The 14,643-nt window shown below is 28.0% G+C and carries 14 protein-coding genes and 1 pseudogene; 3 read left to right on the top strand and 12 right to left on the bottom strand.

Annotation, left to right across the window (positions count from 1 at the left end):
• The 4 genes and pseudogenes from KGF39_RS17430 to KGF39_RS17445 form a co-directional block, all read right to left on the bottom strand.
• Positions 1–358: pseudogene (locus KGF39_RS17430) on the bottom strand (hypothetical protein); the annotation flags it as partial.
• 78 nt (positions 359–436) lie between these two features.
• Positions 437–1,513: a glycosyltransferase gene (locus KGF39_RS17435; RefSeq protein WP_227823255.1), complete on the bottom strand. Its 1,077-nt coding sequence runs from the start codon at positions 1,511–1,513 to the stop codon at positions 437–439.
• Between the two features lie 307 nt (positions 1,514–1,820).
• Positions 1,821–2,399: an ATP-dependent Clp protease proteolytic subunit gene (locus tag KGF39_RS17440; RefSeq protein ID WP_227823256.1), complete on the bottom strand. Its 579-nt coding sequence runs from the start codon at positions 2,397–2,399 to the stop codon at positions 1,821–1,823.
• A gap of 281 nt (positions 2,400–2,680) precedes the next feature.
• A complete protein-coding gene (locus KGF39_RS17445) occupies positions 2,681–2,869 on the bottom strand; it encodes a helix-turn-helix domain-containing protein (RefSeq protein WP_227823257.1) in 189 nt (62 codons plus the stop codon).
• 40 nt (positions 2,870–2,909) lie between these two features.
• Between KGF39_RS17445 and KGF39_RS17450 the strand changes: the two genes are divergently transcribed.
• Together KGF39_RS17450 and KGF39_RS17455 are read left to right on the top strand one after the other, a co-directional pair.
• On the top strand, positions 2,910–3,380 hold the full coding sequence (locus KGF39_RS17450) for a phenylalanine--tRNA ligase beta subunit-related protein (protein ID WP_413927099.1): 471 nt from the start codon (positions 2,910–2,912) through the stop codon (positions 3,378–3,380).
• A gap of 278 nt (positions 3,381–3,658) precedes the next feature.
• On the top strand, positions 3,659–3,982 hold the full coding sequence (locus KGF39_RS17455; RefSeq protein ID WP_227823259.1) for a winged helix-turn-helix transcriptional regulator: 324 nt from the start codon (positions 3,659–3,661) through the stop codon (positions 3,980–3,982).
• A 4-nt stretch (positions 3,983–3,986) separates the two neighbouring features.
• On the opposite strand, the gene KGF39_RS17460 is transcribed toward KGF39_RS17455, so the two are convergent.
• The 3 genes from KGF39_RS17460 to KGF39_RS20290 form a co-directional block, all read right to left on the bottom strand.
• The gene (locus tag KGF39_RS17460; RefSeq protein WP_227823260.1) at positions 3,987–4,571 is read right to left on the bottom strand and encodes a DJ-1/PfpI family protein; all 585 of its coding nucleotides are present in this window, start codon (positions 4,569–4,571) and stop codon (positions 3,987–3,989) included.
• 162 nt (positions 4,572–4,733) lie between these two features.
• A complete protein-coding gene (locus KGF39_RS20285; protein WP_227823268.1) occupies positions 4,734–4,793 on the bottom strand; it encodes an Lrp/AsnC ligand binding domain-containing protein in 60 nt (19 codons plus the stop codon).
• A gap of 53 nt (positions 4,794–4,846) precedes the next feature.
• The gene (locus KGF39_RS20290) at positions 4,847–4,966 is read right to left on the bottom strand and encodes an AsnC family transcriptional regulator (protein WP_227823261.1); all 120 of its coding nucleotides are present in this window, start codon (positions 4,964–4,966) and stop codon (positions 4,847–4,849) included.
• A 1,002-nt stretch (positions 4,967–5,968) separates the two neighbouring features.
• Between KGF39_RS20290 and KGF39_RS17475 the strand changes: the two genes are divergently transcribed.
• Positions 5,969–7,507, top strand: a complete 1,539-nt coding sequence (locus tag KGF39_RS17475; protein ID WP_227823262.1) for an ABC-F family ATP-binding cassette domain-containing protein — start codon at positions 5,969–5,971, stop codon at positions 7,505–7,507.
• A gap of 479 nt (positions 7,508–7,986) precedes the next feature.
• On the opposite strand, the gene KGF39_RS17480 is transcribed toward KGF39_RS17475, so the two are convergent.
• From KGF39_RS17480 to KGF39_RS17500, 5 genes are all read right to left on the bottom strand, one after another.
• Positions 7,987–9,366 carry an MATE family efflux transporter gene (locus KGF39_RS17480; RefSeq protein WP_227823263.1) on the bottom strand — a complete coding sequence of 460 codons (1,380 nt, stop codon included), beginning with the start codon at positions 9,364–9,366 and terminating at the stop codon, positions 7,987–7,989.
• A gap of 721 nt (positions 9,367–10,087) precedes the next feature.
• Entirely contained in the window at positions 10,088–10,978 is an 891-nt protein-coding gene (locus KGF39_RS17485) for a hypothetical protein (protein WP_227823264.1), read from the bottom strand.
• 179 nt (positions 10,979–11,157) lie between these two features.
• Entirely contained in the window at positions 11,158–11,856 is a 699-nt protein-coding gene (locus KGF39_RS17490) for a hypothetical protein (protein ID WP_227823265.1), read from the bottom strand.
• A gap of 527 nt (positions 11,857–12,383) precedes the next feature.
• Positions 12,384–13,451, bottom strand: coding sequence for a ribosome small subunit-dependent GTPase A (gene rsgA, locus KGF39_RS17495; protein WP_227823266.1), 1,068 nt, complete (start codon positions 13,449–13,451; stop codon positions 12,384–12,386).
• Positions 13,448–13,849: an RNHCP domain-containing protein gene (locus KGF39_RS17500; RefSeq protein ID WP_227823267.1), complete on the bottom strand. Its 402-nt coding sequence runs from the start codon at positions 13,847–13,849 to the stop codon at positions 13,448–13,450. The genes rsgA and KGF39_RS17500 overlap by 4 nt, the downstream gene beginning before the upstream one ends.
• Positions 13,850–14,643: the final 794 nt, after the last annotated feature.

Genomic DNA, 14,643 nt, shown 5'->3' on the forward strand with positions numbered 1-14,643 from the left:
CTCCAAATCCTGTTGCTCCTGTTGCTCCTGTTGGACCTACTGACCCTGTTGCTCCTGTTGGACCTATTAATCCTGTTGTCCCTGTATTTCCTGTTGGGCCAGTCGGACCTGTTGGTCCTGTTGGGCCTGTTGATCCTGTTGACCCTACACCTGGCCCTGTTGGACCAGTCGGACCCGTTGGGCCTGTTCTACCTCTTGGACCCATTGGTCCTGTTGGCCCTACACATGATGATGGATAACCATGATGACAATCACAGCTATTACAACTATCGCAACCACTGTTGCAATCATCATATTTGTCATAGCCATTATCATAATTATTATCATCAAATGGACCAAAATATTTATTTCTACTCATTATTAAAAGCACCTCCTGATATATTTGAGCTTTTAAGCTCTATATATAATATGTCAAAATTAGTATTATTGTGATTTATCAGTTATTTTTAAATTTACTAAAATAATTTTCATTGTATAAAATAGAACTATCTTTAGGCTTAATTTCTTTTGCTTTTTCATGACAATAAATAGCTTTATCTATTTCTCCCAATCTGTCATAACAAACACTCAATTGTATATATGGTATATATCCATAACAATCATTTGACTTAAATCCTCCATTAGTATCATTTTTATCCCTTGTTAATGCTACCTTATACCAAAAAATGGCTTCTTTATATTTTTGTCTATCAAACATATGCTTCCCTATATCACAACAAATTTCTGCTCTTGGTTCATCAAATTCGAAACTTCTAAACAAAGAATATAAGGCACTCTTTTCATCATTAATTAAGTAATAACATGTGGCTAAATCTCTGCAAGCACTGATACAATCCTCAATCCATCCTCTTGATGAATCTAAAAACTTAGTAAAACCTTCTATTGCTTCTTTATACCTAGAATTATAATACAACTCTCTTGAATAATAAAATTGATGCCTTGGCTCCAATACTCTACCTTCCGAAATCATTTTTTCAAAAATCCTAAGATTTCTTAGGGGGTCCTGTCTATGGAGTTTTTTATGAGATATTGCAATGTCTGAATAAAATATTTCTCCAACGAGAGGTATTACCTCATGGATAGGGTCAACCCATTTATGATTAGAACTTCTTTTAAACAATCGTTCTCTATAATATGAGAGAGTTGGTTTGCCATTTTCATCAAAGGATACATTGTATTTTGCCATAACAATATCAATGGAAGTATCCAAAGTTTCTTTAATTTTCAATAATTTTTCTCTATCATCTTCTAAAATTATGTCATCTGCATCAAGCCACATTATATAGTCTTTAGAAGCTTTAGAAAATGAAAAATTTCTTGCAGCAGAGAAATCATCTATCCATTCGAAATCGTACACCATGTCTGTATATTTTGAGACTATTTCTTTTGTGGAATCTGTAGAACCAGTATCTACAACTATAATTTCGTCTACTATATCCTTTACACATTCTAAGCATCTGCCTATAACTTCTTCCTCATTTTTGACAATCATGCACAAACTTATTGTAATCATAATGTACAACTCCTTTGTCTTTTATATATTGCAGACATAAGTAATATATGGTACTTTCTCTTGTTTTGTTATTGAAATCTTGAAAATTTTTAACGACAAAAAATTAGTATATAACTTTGTTTATCATGTATTTCTATAGTTCATTTTTATTGAATTCAAAATTTTAATTCTTTGATTTAATTGATGTGAATTTTTTAGCTACCATAGGGTCAAATAGATTTGAAATAAATAAAATAACCATGTTTATTTAAACATGATTATTTTAACAATATTTATAAATTATAAATTAATCCTCTAAAATAACAACTTACTCGCTCTTATTCATTATATAATCGATTAATCCATATTCTTTAGCTTCCAGTGCAGTCATAAAATTATCTCTATCTATTCTAATATCTTCTATTGATTTTCCTGTATTCTCAGAAAGAATTCTATCTAATTTTTCTTTTGTTTTCAATATATTATCTACTGCTATTTTTACATCTGTTGCTTGACCTTTAGCTCCACTCATAGGCTGATGTATCATAATTTCTGCATTAGGTAAAGCATATCTTTTTCCTTTTGTACCTCCTGCAAGTAAAAAAGCGCTCATACTTGCAGCCATGCCAATACAAATAGTTGATACATCACATCTGACATATTTTATAGTATCGTATATAGCAAATCCTGCTGTGACAGCTCCTCCTGGGCTATTTATATATATAATTATATCTGAATCTGGGTCTTCTGATTCTAAAAACAGTAATTGAGCTACTACTAAACTTGCAATAACATCATTAATTTCTTCTCCTATAAATATAATTCTATCTTTTAATAGTCTTGAATATATATCATAAGACCTTTCCCCTTGACCTGTTTGTTCAATTACATGTGGTACTAAACTCATGCTACTTTCACCTCACAATTAATATTAAAGTTGAGATAAGAATTGATTTCATCTCTTCTTCGTTCATAATTAATACTTATATAAGAAATACACTCTATATTTTGAATTTGATGCTTTGGATTTAAAACAAATCTTTGTTGAATAGGATAAAATTCATCTTTACTTATATATACTTGTGGAGACTCTTTATATAAATTCCTAAATGCTAGTGTAAAAGATTGATGTGTAGAATATCCTGCTGTAATAGCTATTTCTATAATGTATTTATCTGTAAATATAAGTTATCTAGCTGCTTCAGTAAGTCTCCTTCTCTGTATGTATTGATGAATAGTAAATCCTACAATGTTTGTAAACATTCTATGTAAATGGTATTTTGAATAATTAGCAATATTAGCTATTTTATCTAAATTTAGATTTTCTGTAAGATTTTCTTCTATTAAAAATATTATAGAACAACATCCAGAATACAATCGTAAAGAAAAAATTAAGACAGAACCTGTTTCAAGTTATATAAAGTATTATAAAAAATTCAAGAAAACTTACCCTGTATTGCTTCAGTTGGAATCTATTCTATTAAAATCAAAAGGTATTCCAGATGTAGGTATAACAATTGAGTCAATGTTTTTAGCAGAATTGAAAAATCTTCTTCTAACAGCAGGTCATGACCTTGATAAAATAGAATTCCCTTTAAAAGTAGACTTAGCAAATGGAAGTGAACATTTTTATGGAATAGGAGGTAAAGAACAGATTCTTACAAAAGATGATTTATTTTTATCAGATAATATTGGTATATTATCTAGTATTCTCAATGGACCCGATAATCGAACAGCTATAACAAAAGATACTAAAAATATTATGTATTTTGTATATGGCTCTAATAGAATATCAAAAAAACAAATTCAAGACCATTTAAATGATATAAAAGACTATATTTCAAGTGCTTTTCCAGATTTAAAAGTTAATTCAATTGATATATTTTAGTTAATATATCAAAATCTTCATACATAGTAAATATTTTGAACAAATAAATTAGTGAAGTATATATTCTAATTAAACTAGATATACTTCACTAAAATTAATTATATGTAGATATTATTCATTTTGAGTTTTATTTGCCTCCTATTGTTTTATTAGGCTAAGTTGATGATTTATTTAACCTATGCTATAATTTTATCACTATGGTACTATATTACAATAATGCACTTTTTTGTAATATAGTACCTAAAAAGATACTTTAAAATACATAAAGGAGCCCAAAAATGAAAAAATGTTTAGATAATTACAGTTGCCCAATAGAAGCAACACTTACATTGATTGGTGGTAAATATAAGACACTTATACTTTGGCACCTTAAAGACACTATATTAAGGTTCAATGAATTAAAAAAATTAATTCCTAAAGCAACACCTAAGATGTTAACTCAACAATTACGTGAATTAGAAGCAGATGGTTTAATTATAAGAGTGGTTTATCCTGTTGTCCCTCCAAAAGTAGAATACTCACTATCCGATTTTGGAAAGAGTATTATTCCAATTTTAGATTCCATGTGTGACTGGGGTTCTGATTACTTAGAAAAGCTCTAAACCATTACAGTTTAAATCCCATGGCTAATTTAACTTCATCCATTTGTTCTTTAGATGTCAACATTTCTAAAAGCTTAAAAGCTACATATGGAGCTGTTTCTGGACAATATGAGGTTATAATATTTTTATCTACAACAATTGGTTCATTAACTACATTTACATCAAACTCACTTAACTGTCTTTGTCTTTTACCATTTTTCAAATGATATGTAGTAGCTTTACGATTTTTTAAAACACCACTTTTCCTAACTGGCAATGCTGCCACACAAATAGAAGCTATTATTTTTTCTTTTGAATTAAACTCCCTTATTAGATTTAAAAAAGATGCATCATATGCTTCATCATAAAATCCAAACTCTTCAAATCCTCCAGGAATAGCTAGAGCATCATAATCATCAACACATACTTCTTCTATAGTCTTATCAACTAATACTGGAATATTAAATGTGCTCATAACTTGCTTTTTAAATCCACAAGTCACTACATCAATATCATGTCCATAATCGTTACGAGCCCATCCCATAACATCTACAAATACACTAAATTCCATAGTTTCAAAACCTTTTGCTAAAAAAACTAAAATTTTCATATTCTATTTTCCTCCTAAAATATAATTAAAACAAGTATGGATTACATAATTAATATTTTACTATTCAATTATTTAAAAAATATCTTTGATTGTAGATAAAACAATAGTTGTATTAGCTTTCTGAATTCCCCCAATTTCTTTCAAAGTCACTGATATAAACTCTTAAAGATTACTTGTATCTTCTGCTAATACTTTTATTAAGTAATCATATTCTCCTGAAATATGATGACATTCTAATACAGTATCTTATTCCAAGATAGTTTTCTTGAATTCTTTCATACTTTTAGATAAATCAGTCTTGATAAATTAATTTTTCTGCTTATTTCAGAGGTTGAAGCCCTACTATTCTTTTTTAGAGAATTAATTATTTTTAAATCTATCTCATCCAGAGCCACTCACTTCCTTAATTATTTAGTACAATTTTAGCTAATAATTTATATTAAGTAAATAATTTTAATTATTTCAATAAAATTTAATACAAATATATTATTTTTCCTTAAAATTTTAGGTTTGTTTAATCAAAATACATATGACACTTAAAATTATTTAAGTTGAATTAATGTTTTTATTTTGTATAATATGTTACTTATTTTTGCAATAATAAAAGACACGCCATAATTTATGAAGTATTTTTACTATATGTTTAATCGTTTAGTTATTATATCAGTTACTTTCATATTATTATATTTTTATTTCTAACAATTATATATGTACCTTAGCATATTATTGAAAATTCAACAATATTATCCATCTACTTCTACATGTTGTAATATTTAATGAAGATAGTATACCTGTATCAAAATTATAAATCTCATAATCTTAATTTTCTTAATAGATTATAAAATTTTATTGGTGAAGAGTCTTCAAATAACTTTGTAATGATAGATTTACTAAATTAATAGGGTATGTAGTAAATATAACTTTCTTATTGACTATAACTAAGTATTATGATAACATAATTTAAGCTATAATTAATAAAACATATTTTAAATAAATAAGGTAATACACAAAGTACGAAAGTACAATTTAAATATAGATAAACTAGAATTAATACTAAGATTAGGATGTGAATAATTATGATTTATATAGAATTAGTTAAACTTGTTAGAAAACTTAACTCTACACAAATGTATACGATGAAGCGTTGTGTAGAGGTTAATCTGAAAGCTTAAAGCTTTCTATCTTCATCGGCAAATATAGGTTTAGTGTAGTTTTTTAGCTATGCTTATTTAAAATTGCCTATTTGCCGATAGATAATATAGATTTTCTGGTCATAGACAACAATGCTTGTCTATGACCTTTTGTTTTTCCAAAAGCAGAGGTCGGCATTTTATAATGCTATTCCTCTGCTTTTTTTATTTTCATAAATTTTTAATAAAAGAAAAGGAGTTTGAATTATGAGTTTATTAAAAGTAACTAATTTATCACAATGTTTTATGGATAAATCACTGTATGAGAAAGCTAACTTTGATTTATTCAAAGGTGAACATATAGGCGTAGTTGGTCAAAATGGAGCAGGCAAAAGTACCTTAATTAAAATTTTATTGGGAGAAGTCGTTCCAGATTCAGGAGAAATCAAGTGGCAACCTAATATCAATATAGGCCATTTAGACCAATATGCAGAAATCAATAGAGATACAACAATATCACTCTATTTACACACTGCATTTGAAGACCTTTATAAAATAGAAAAGGAGATGAATTTACTATATCAAGAAAGTGCTGTATCTGGAGATGAGCAACAACTAATTAAAGCATCAGATTATCAAGAGCAACTACTAGCAAACAATTTCTATTCTATAGATAATGAAGTAAACAAAATAGCAACTGGTCTTGGATTAGATTCAATAGGAATGAATCGCGTTGTTGGAGAACTTAGTGGTGGGCAAAGAGCAAAAGTAATTTTAGCAAAATTACTACTTTCTAACCATGAAGTTTTATTATTAGACGAACCAACAAACTTTTTAGATAAAGAACATGTTGAGTGGCTCTCAAACTATTTAAATACATTTGATGGAGCATTTATTGTAGTTTCCCATGATTTTGACTTTTTGGAGAAAATTTCTACAGGTATTCTTGATATAGAATTTGGTATGATTAAAAAGTATCATGGAAAATACTCAGAATTCCTTAAACAAAAGTCACATTTAAGAGAGGATTATATTAGAAGATATCAATCACAACAAAAGAAAATAGAAAAAGAAGAAGCATTTATACGTAAAAACAAAGCTGGAGTAAATTCAAAAATTGCAAGAGGAAGACAAAAACAACTGGATAAAATAGAAAGAATAGCTCCTCCTAGTTTTACAGGAAAACCAAATATAAAATTTTCAGAAATTGAAATATCTGCTCAAAATGCTCTTACAGTAACAAATCTTGAAGTTGGCTACTACTATTCTTTGCTTCCAAAATTAAATTTCTCTGTTGAGGGGGGGCAAAAAATAGTTATAACTGGTTTTAATGGAATTGGTAAATCTACTTTGTTAAAAACATTAGTCAAAGATATTCCTTGTATTTCTGGAGATTTCCAATTTTCTGAACAAGTGAAACTTGGTTATTATGAGCAGGATTTAAAGTGGGAAAATCCTACTAAAACACCACTTCAAATAGTAGCAGATAAATATCCAAAATTGAATACAAAAGAGATTAGACGACATCTAGCTAGATGTGGTGTAAAGGAAGAGCATGTTTCAAGGAGTGTATCTACGTTAAGTGGTGGTGAACAATCTAAGGTTAAATTATGTTGTATGATGTTATCTCCTTGTAATTTTTTGATTCTAGATGAGCCAACTAACCACTTTGACGCAGAAACAAAGGATGCTTTACAAAGTGCTTTGAAACAATTTAAAGGTAGTATAATTCTAGTTTCTCATGAAGAAAAATTTTATAAAGGTTGGATTGACAAAGTATATAATATAGAAAAACAACTAGTGTAAATTTATAATATGTGGTATTGTTCAACTAGTATTTCAATGATAGTTTCAATGTTCTAGTTAATGTTTCATTTCAAGTAAACTAGAAAAATAAATATCTATTAGAACATAAAGCATATTACTAGGATAAAAATTTAAAGAGGCTGTTTCAAAATAGAGACAAGTCTCTTTTTCATCATTGAAATGATGAAAATATGTTTGATTTCATACAAAAAGAGTGCCCCATGAACTAAAAATTTCATTCAAAGTTTATAATATTAAGACTAATACACTTACAGATACTGATTAATACAATAATAAAATAAAAGGAGTTGTCTTAAAATTAATTTTTTTCTAATCAAACTTTAAGTTCAACTCCCTTTTAAATTTTTATATGTTATTTTTTATTACTTCTTTATGTCAATTTATAATTTTAATTTTCAATAGTATATATTTATTACTTATTAAAACATAAAATATCTATCTAACTATTTATTTAATACCTACATATAATTATATCTATTCTTATACTTGCATATATAAAAAACGGTTAAAAATAAAGTTAAAACCTCAGCACTTGGTACTGCTAACCATATCCCATTTATATTCAATATATTTGGCAATATCAACAAACCTATAGTTATAAATCCAAATGTACGTAGAAAGGATAATATTGCAGATATTTTACCATTTGACAATGCTGTAAACATAGATGATGTAAAAATATTATATCCGCAAAAAATGAAACTAAAAGAAAATATATAAAATCCAGACCTTGCAATTTCATAAACTCTACTTCCTCTTTGAGAAAAAATTTCTACAATAGTTGGTGAACATAATATAGAGAAGATAAATACCAATAAAGATGCTACTGAAATAAATAATATACAAATTTTAAAAACATGCTTTAACTGAGTATTATTTTCACTTCCATAGTTATAACTTATTATTGGTGCAACACCCATTGAGAAACCTATATAAAGCGAAGTTAAAAGAAATTGAGAATAAATAATTATTGTAATAGCTGCAACTCCATCTTCGCCAATTAATTTCATCATCATAGCATTAAATAAAAAAGTAGTAACTGCTGTTGATAGTTGACCTACCATTTCAGACGAACCATTAAAACAAGCTTCAAATAATATTTTTTTATCTAGCTTAGGTATACAAAACTTAAGCACTCCTTTATTTTTTGAAAAGAAAACTATACCTGAAATAGTAGGAATTAGATATCCTATTCCAGTTGCAAGTGCTGCTCCACTAATACCCATTTGTAACAGAACAATGAACACATAGTCAAGAATTATATTAGTACACCCTGCACCTAAAACTAACCATAATCCAAATTGAGGCTTTCCAGCTGTTACAAATAGACATTGAAATAATACTTGTAATATATTTGCAGAGGCAAAAACCAAGATAATAAAAAGATATGAACGGCAATATTTAATTAAAACATCACTTGCTCCTAGCAATATAATGATAGTATCCATAAATGCAACACCGATACCAGTAATTATTACCCCAATTACAACTCCTGATAATACGATTAAAGAAAAAGCTTTATTTGCTTCCTCAATATTTCCATTACCCATCTTACGTGCTACAATAGCACTTCCTCCAGTGGCAAGCATAGTTCCAAGTCCAACTATAAGATTAATAATTGGACATACAATATTAATCGCTGATAGAGCATTTGTATTAATAAATCTTGATACAAATATAGTATCGACTATTGTATATAGCCCCATAAAAATCATCATAAAAATAGTAGGAAATGCAAACTTTAACAGAGAAAACAAATTAAACCTTTGTGCTAGTAAATTATCTTGCTCATAAATATTGTCTTGTTTACAATTTTCTGAATAATATATATCACTCATTTTGTTTATTTTTCTGTACATTGATTCTATTTAAAATATATTCTAAACAATTAGACATTTACAGACCTCCCTTCCGCATAAAAATTATATCTAATTATTTGGATAGAGTTTTAATTAATCTTGCTCTTCTACACAATTATATTTCTAATAAAACACTTTTAATTCCTCACTCTAATCATTTTATAACTTTCTTTTAAATTTTCTGTAGCAGAGAGATGGTCATAGAAAACTGGAGATTCAATCATACACCCAAGTTACTTCAATATTTTGTTATGATTTTTCTCACTATCCAGACCAAGAATATTTATTTGGCCATAAGTTGGATTTAGTAGTCCAATTAATAAATACTTCTTTTTACTCTATCTTTAGCTACCAAACTTGAAACAAATAATAATATATTTTTACATACAGCTATATAAATCAACTATTTTTAATATAACTATAATAGCCACCATATTGACGATTATAGAATATCATAAGCTCTAAATATTGTCAACATAATGACTATCGTGGTTTAATAATTTTATTTTAAAAATAACTCCAGAGTACTATATTTTTTGATTAAAACTAATGATAATATAAAAAATTTTGCTTGAAAAAACACCTAAAAGGGGTTATAAAGAGCCTTTTTTTGATTTTATTGATTAAATCCTAATACAGACAATGTCTTATTGAATTGCAAATCAATAAAAAAAGGCTCCATAAGAAGCCTTTTCTGTTTTTATTGATTAAATCCTAATATAGACAATGCCTTAGCATCATAGTAAGTAGTCATCTCTCTTGTTGCATCCTTTAATTTTAAGTTATCAAAGTCTAATGTTCCACCAAAAGCTGATATTTCAGACCCATCAAACCTATACCATTTCCCATCAATTTGTATATAGTTCCAAGCATGATTTAATGACGGATTTAATATAAGTAGTGAATTCATTCCCATTAACCTTGTTAATAAATGAAAGCTACTTGCAAAACTTGCACACGTACCACGTTTATCAACCAGATTACCATAGACTATGTGACAATATTTAGCGTCTGCATATTTTGCTTCGGTTACCAATTTTGCAGCTCTATTAGCTCTTTCCATCTCAGATGCATTTCTCCAGTCAAAACTATTTAAAAAATTCCTGATTACTGTAATTGTATCTTGAGCTTGTTTGTAAGAAATCCAATCTCCATCGGCTATTACTTCTATAGGGTCAAGTTTTCCAAAGCCTATTCTCTGATATGAACCACCTGCTAATGCTGCCGCATAAAATCCTAACCCTTCCATACCCTTATTTATATAATAATATTTACCATCTGCTCGAAGCTCAACTCCATTTTGATTTCCTCCATAGTTTAAATCCCAACCTTCTTTACCTGTTGTATTAAGACCAAGTTGTGTTAACATTCCTTTAAGAGGATACTTCGGGTCATAATTGGCACCTTTACTTATTGCCTGTGTTTGCACTATGCCATCCATTGTACCTACACTAGTTTGATTACTTCCATTAGCACTCTGTTTTTTCAAGCTAAATGTTTCATCCCCTTGATATTGCTCTGCCATTACTGTCATACTCATCATCAATACAATAATCATGGTAATCACAGTAGTTAATATATTCTTCTTCATATTACTCCCCCTTATTTAATTCTTTTTAAAAACATAAAATTATTAACTTATAAATATATGGCTATTAGTATAATTGAAATTAAGTCTGATTCACAAATTGTTGATTTAGTAAAAGTGTATTGAGATTATATCTTTATCTTTTCATTATATAATAAACTTATTTTTTTTAAACATACTGTTTAAACCAGTACATTTATATGTTTTTTTTGTTCATCTGTTTTATCAAATATATTAGTCTTTAAATTTTGTTTATATTCTTCAGCATTCTCATCTAACTTTTCTATTCTCGACTCAAGCTTTATTATTTCTTCTTGTGTTAAATTTATAAAATTTTTAAGCATATTTTCAAGCTCTTCACGAGTTTTACCTAATAAAGATAAGTCTTCAGATATTTTCTCTTTTTTATTAGAATCCTCTTTATACTCATTTTTTTGTTCTAACTCTTCTAATTTTTCATCATTTAATATTTCTTCTTCAATTTTTTCATTAAACTCTTTAGTGATTAAAGATTCTTCTTCATCATTTGTATTTAGATAAGTTGAAATTTCATCTAACATTGTACTTTTATTTTTATCTTCTATAATGTTATTTTTAATACCTGTTTCTATATTAAAAAAGTTATTAGTTGTTTCTCTTATTTCTGATTTATATAAGTTCTTGATTGCTTCATTTATTTTTTTAGTATAAACCTCTTGTCTATCTTTTAAATCTCTAATTCTATCATTAAGTTCTTGCTTTTGTTTCATAATATTAGATAAATAAGTGTCTTTTCCTACAGTTTCATTTTTCTTAACCATATTTTCATTAATTCTTGTATTATTTATATTACTTTCATATCTAAATGAATATTGACTTCTATATTGACTAGATATTTTCATTGATTTCACCCCTCTAAAACAAATTTATGCTTTATAAAAAGCTAACCTGACTTAATTATATTCTACCATCAAAAGTATACATTTACAAATAATTAGTTAATAATTTTGTAAGTTTGAGCATTATTTATAATAAAAAATTTTTATTATAAATTAAAACAATAATTTTTATAAATATTTTATTTATATTTATAATTCATATATTTTTACTTTATAAATTAGCAATATTACAGTTTTGCTTTTAAGAAACATCTCTATCATACATAAACATATACTCTATTATGTATTAGTATAAATATACATCTTCTTATCTTACATAAGAACTCTTTATAATAAGAGTCTATCATAACAAATATGTATACATCATCATATAAAAAATCAAACTTTATTAAAAAAATTAATAAATTGCCTTAAATAATACCACAAACCAAATTTGCCATCAAAATCACATTAAAGTAACAAATTAATGGCAAATTTAATATATTAATAGTATATAGACTCATAGAATGAACAGAACAAAAAAACTACACTCATCTTCTAATTGTCTTATTTATTTTTGAGATATTTTTAAATTTCTTTTCTTTTTTTGCTAAGTAATCGCTTTTATTATCTGCAAATACTGCTTCAGTTTTAAGCCTACGATAGGATTCCCATCTTTTAGGTGAAAGTTCTTGACGAGCAATAGCTTCCCAAATAGCACAGCCTGGCTCTGAGGTGTGAGTACAATTACGAAAATGACATTTTCCGAAATAAGCTTCTATGTCTACAAAACTTTTATCTAAACCTTCCGAAACATCCCACATTCCCAATTCTCTCATACCTGGTGTGTCAATAACAATACCACCACCTGAAATTAAAAATAACTCTCGTCTAGTCGTGGCATGTCTTCCTTTATCATCATCTATGCGAATTTCCTTTGTATTTAAAAATTCTCCACCCAGCATACAATTAATTAACGAAGATTTTCCAACTCCTGAAGAACCAAGTAAGGCAATAGTACAACCTGGTTTGATATACTTAGAAATCTGTTGACAACCATCTGCCTCTAAAGATGAGGTAATAACTACATCTACACCCAAAGTTATAGAATTAACTACTTGTAATTTACGATGCATGTTGTCACACAAGTCTGATTTAGTAAGTACTACTACTGGAATAGCTCTACTTTCCCATGCCAGAGACAAATACCTCTCCAATCGATGAATGTTAAAGTCCTTATTCAATGACATGCAGATAAAAACAATGTCAATGTTAGCTGCAACCACCTGTTCCTCATTTGTCTTTCCAGCAGCCTTACGTACAAACAAGCTTTTTCTATGAAGCACATGACGAATAATAGCATTACCATTTTTATCATTGCAACGATCCAACATAACGAAATCACCAACGGTTGGAAAATCAGATGGTATAGTAGCCTCAAAACGTAGTTTTCCGGAAACCTCTGCAAACAGTACACCATTTGTACATACAGCTTGATAAATGTTCTTTTCTTGTGAGATAATCCTAGCAAGGTACAAATCATGACATTCCATACTTTGAGTAATAAAACTACTATCTAGACCATATTCCTGTAAATCAATCTTTTTCATACCATTCATTCTGTTTCCTCCTTTTCCACCTTTTCATTGATTCTTTCTAGTGGGAAAGGTGGCTGTGCCAGTGGTTTTAATGCAATTGACATTAATTTCACTGGATTATCATCAGCTGCAGTACGATTAGAACTAAGATGTCCGCAGCGTGTACAACGATGAATAATTGCCCACTCACCATTTTTTCTCACCCACACTCCAATAGGTTCCATATTAGCATCACAATCTGCAGCACGGTCACCAGGAATGATATCCACATGAAGACTATGTAAACAATGTGGACAATGATTTCTATGTTGTGTTCCAGATCCTTCAGGAACTACAAGGCAACCACAATTTTTGCAAATAAAGTTATCCAGACAGGAATTTTCCTGATAATAAGCTCGTTTTCTATTTTTATAATTCATTTTTATTACCTCCATATCTTGTATTTTCTACAAAAAAAGTCCACAGGTATTTATATCTGCCTTTTTATGTGGTATATATATTTACCTACACAAAAAACAGAAAACTCCTGTGGACTAGAAAATTCAATATTTTCTATTTCAACATAATTATATTCAAAATAATACTATGTAAAATTAATAAAAGTGTAGCAGATTAAAGCCCACTACACCACAATTTAACAAAGTAATATGTAATATTATTATTTGTTGTCGGATGTTAGTTATCTATAAAGGCAGAGTAAGACACAACAATCAAATGTATCAAAAATACACTTAAAAATTCTGATTAAACAGAACACGTATGCGTCTCCAACTATTTATTTGTTGGTTACCATTATATATAACTCTGACATCAGGCAAGACACTCCTTTACTAATAATTATTATTGAAATTTTACCATAAAATATGAGTATGTTCAAGTATAATTTAACATACTCATATATTTATGTTTATATCATTTTTAGTCTATAGAATTCGGCTGTCTTTATGATTAATATTCACTCCAGTATTAATCACAAAGACTAGTCACTTATTATTTCTTATTCCATCGTATATCTCTTCCTCAATTTGTCTAACTCAAATTAATAATAATAGAAGCTCTTTAATACAAAACATACAGTCAAGTTTTTCCATATATTTTACATATCTAGTCTATTTTTTTGATATAAAATAATGTTCATATTTATAAATTTATTTAATTTTCAAACAAGTATATTGAATAATAACTAATTCTATTGTATTATTGTAATTGTAGA

This window comes from Clostridioides sp. ZZV14-6345 (genome assembly GCF_020657775.1).
In the GTDB taxonomy this organism is placed as follows: Bacteria; Bacillota; Clostridia; order Peptostreptococcales; family Peptostreptococcaceae; genus Clostridioides; species Clostridioides difficile_D.

What these genes read in the sequence shown, in the direction of transcription:
- KGF39_RS17435 (WP_227823255.1), bottom strand. Translation starts at nt 1,513, where the DNA reads ATGATTACAATAAGTTTGTGCATGATTGTCAAAAATGAGGAAGAAGTT.
- KGF39_RS17440 (WP_227823256.1), bottom strand. Translation starts at nt 2,399, where the DNA reads ATGAGTTTAGTACCACATGTAATTGAACAAACAGGTCAAGGGGAAAGG.
- KGF39_RS17455 (WP_227823259.1), top strand. Translation starts at nt 3,659, where the DNA reads ATGAAAAAATGTTTAGATAATTACAGTTGCCCAATAGAAGCAACACTT.
- KGF39_RS17460 (WP_227823260.1), bottom strand. Translation starts at nt 4,571, where the DNA reads ATGAAAATTTTAGTTTTTTTAGCAAAAGGTTTTGAAACTATGGAATTT.
- KGF39_RS17475 (WP_227823262.1), top strand. Translation starts at nt 5,969, where the DNA reads ATGAGTTTATTAAAAGTAACTAATTTATCACAATGTTTTATGGATAAA.
- KGF39_RS17480 (WP_227823263.1), bottom strand. Translation starts at nt 9,366, where the DNA reads ATGAGTGATATATATTATTCAGAAAATTGTAAACAAGACAATATTTAT.
- KGF39_RS17485 (WP_227823264.1), bottom strand. Translation starts at nt 10,978, where the DNA reads ATGAAGAAGAATATATTAACTACTGTGATTACCATGATTATTGTATTG.
- KGF39_RS17490 (WP_227823265.1), bottom strand. Translation starts at nt 11,856, where the DNA reads ATGAAAATATCTAGTCAATATAGAAGTCAATATTCATTTAGATATGAA.
- rsgA (WP_227823266.1), bottom strand. Translation starts at nt 13,451, where the DNA reads ATGAATGGTATGAAAAAGATTGATTTACAGGAATATGGTCTAGATAGT.
- KGF39_RS17500 (WP_227823267.1), bottom strand. Translation starts at nt 13,849, where the DNA reads ATGAATTATAAAAATAGAAAACGAGCTTATTATCAGGAAAATTCCTGT.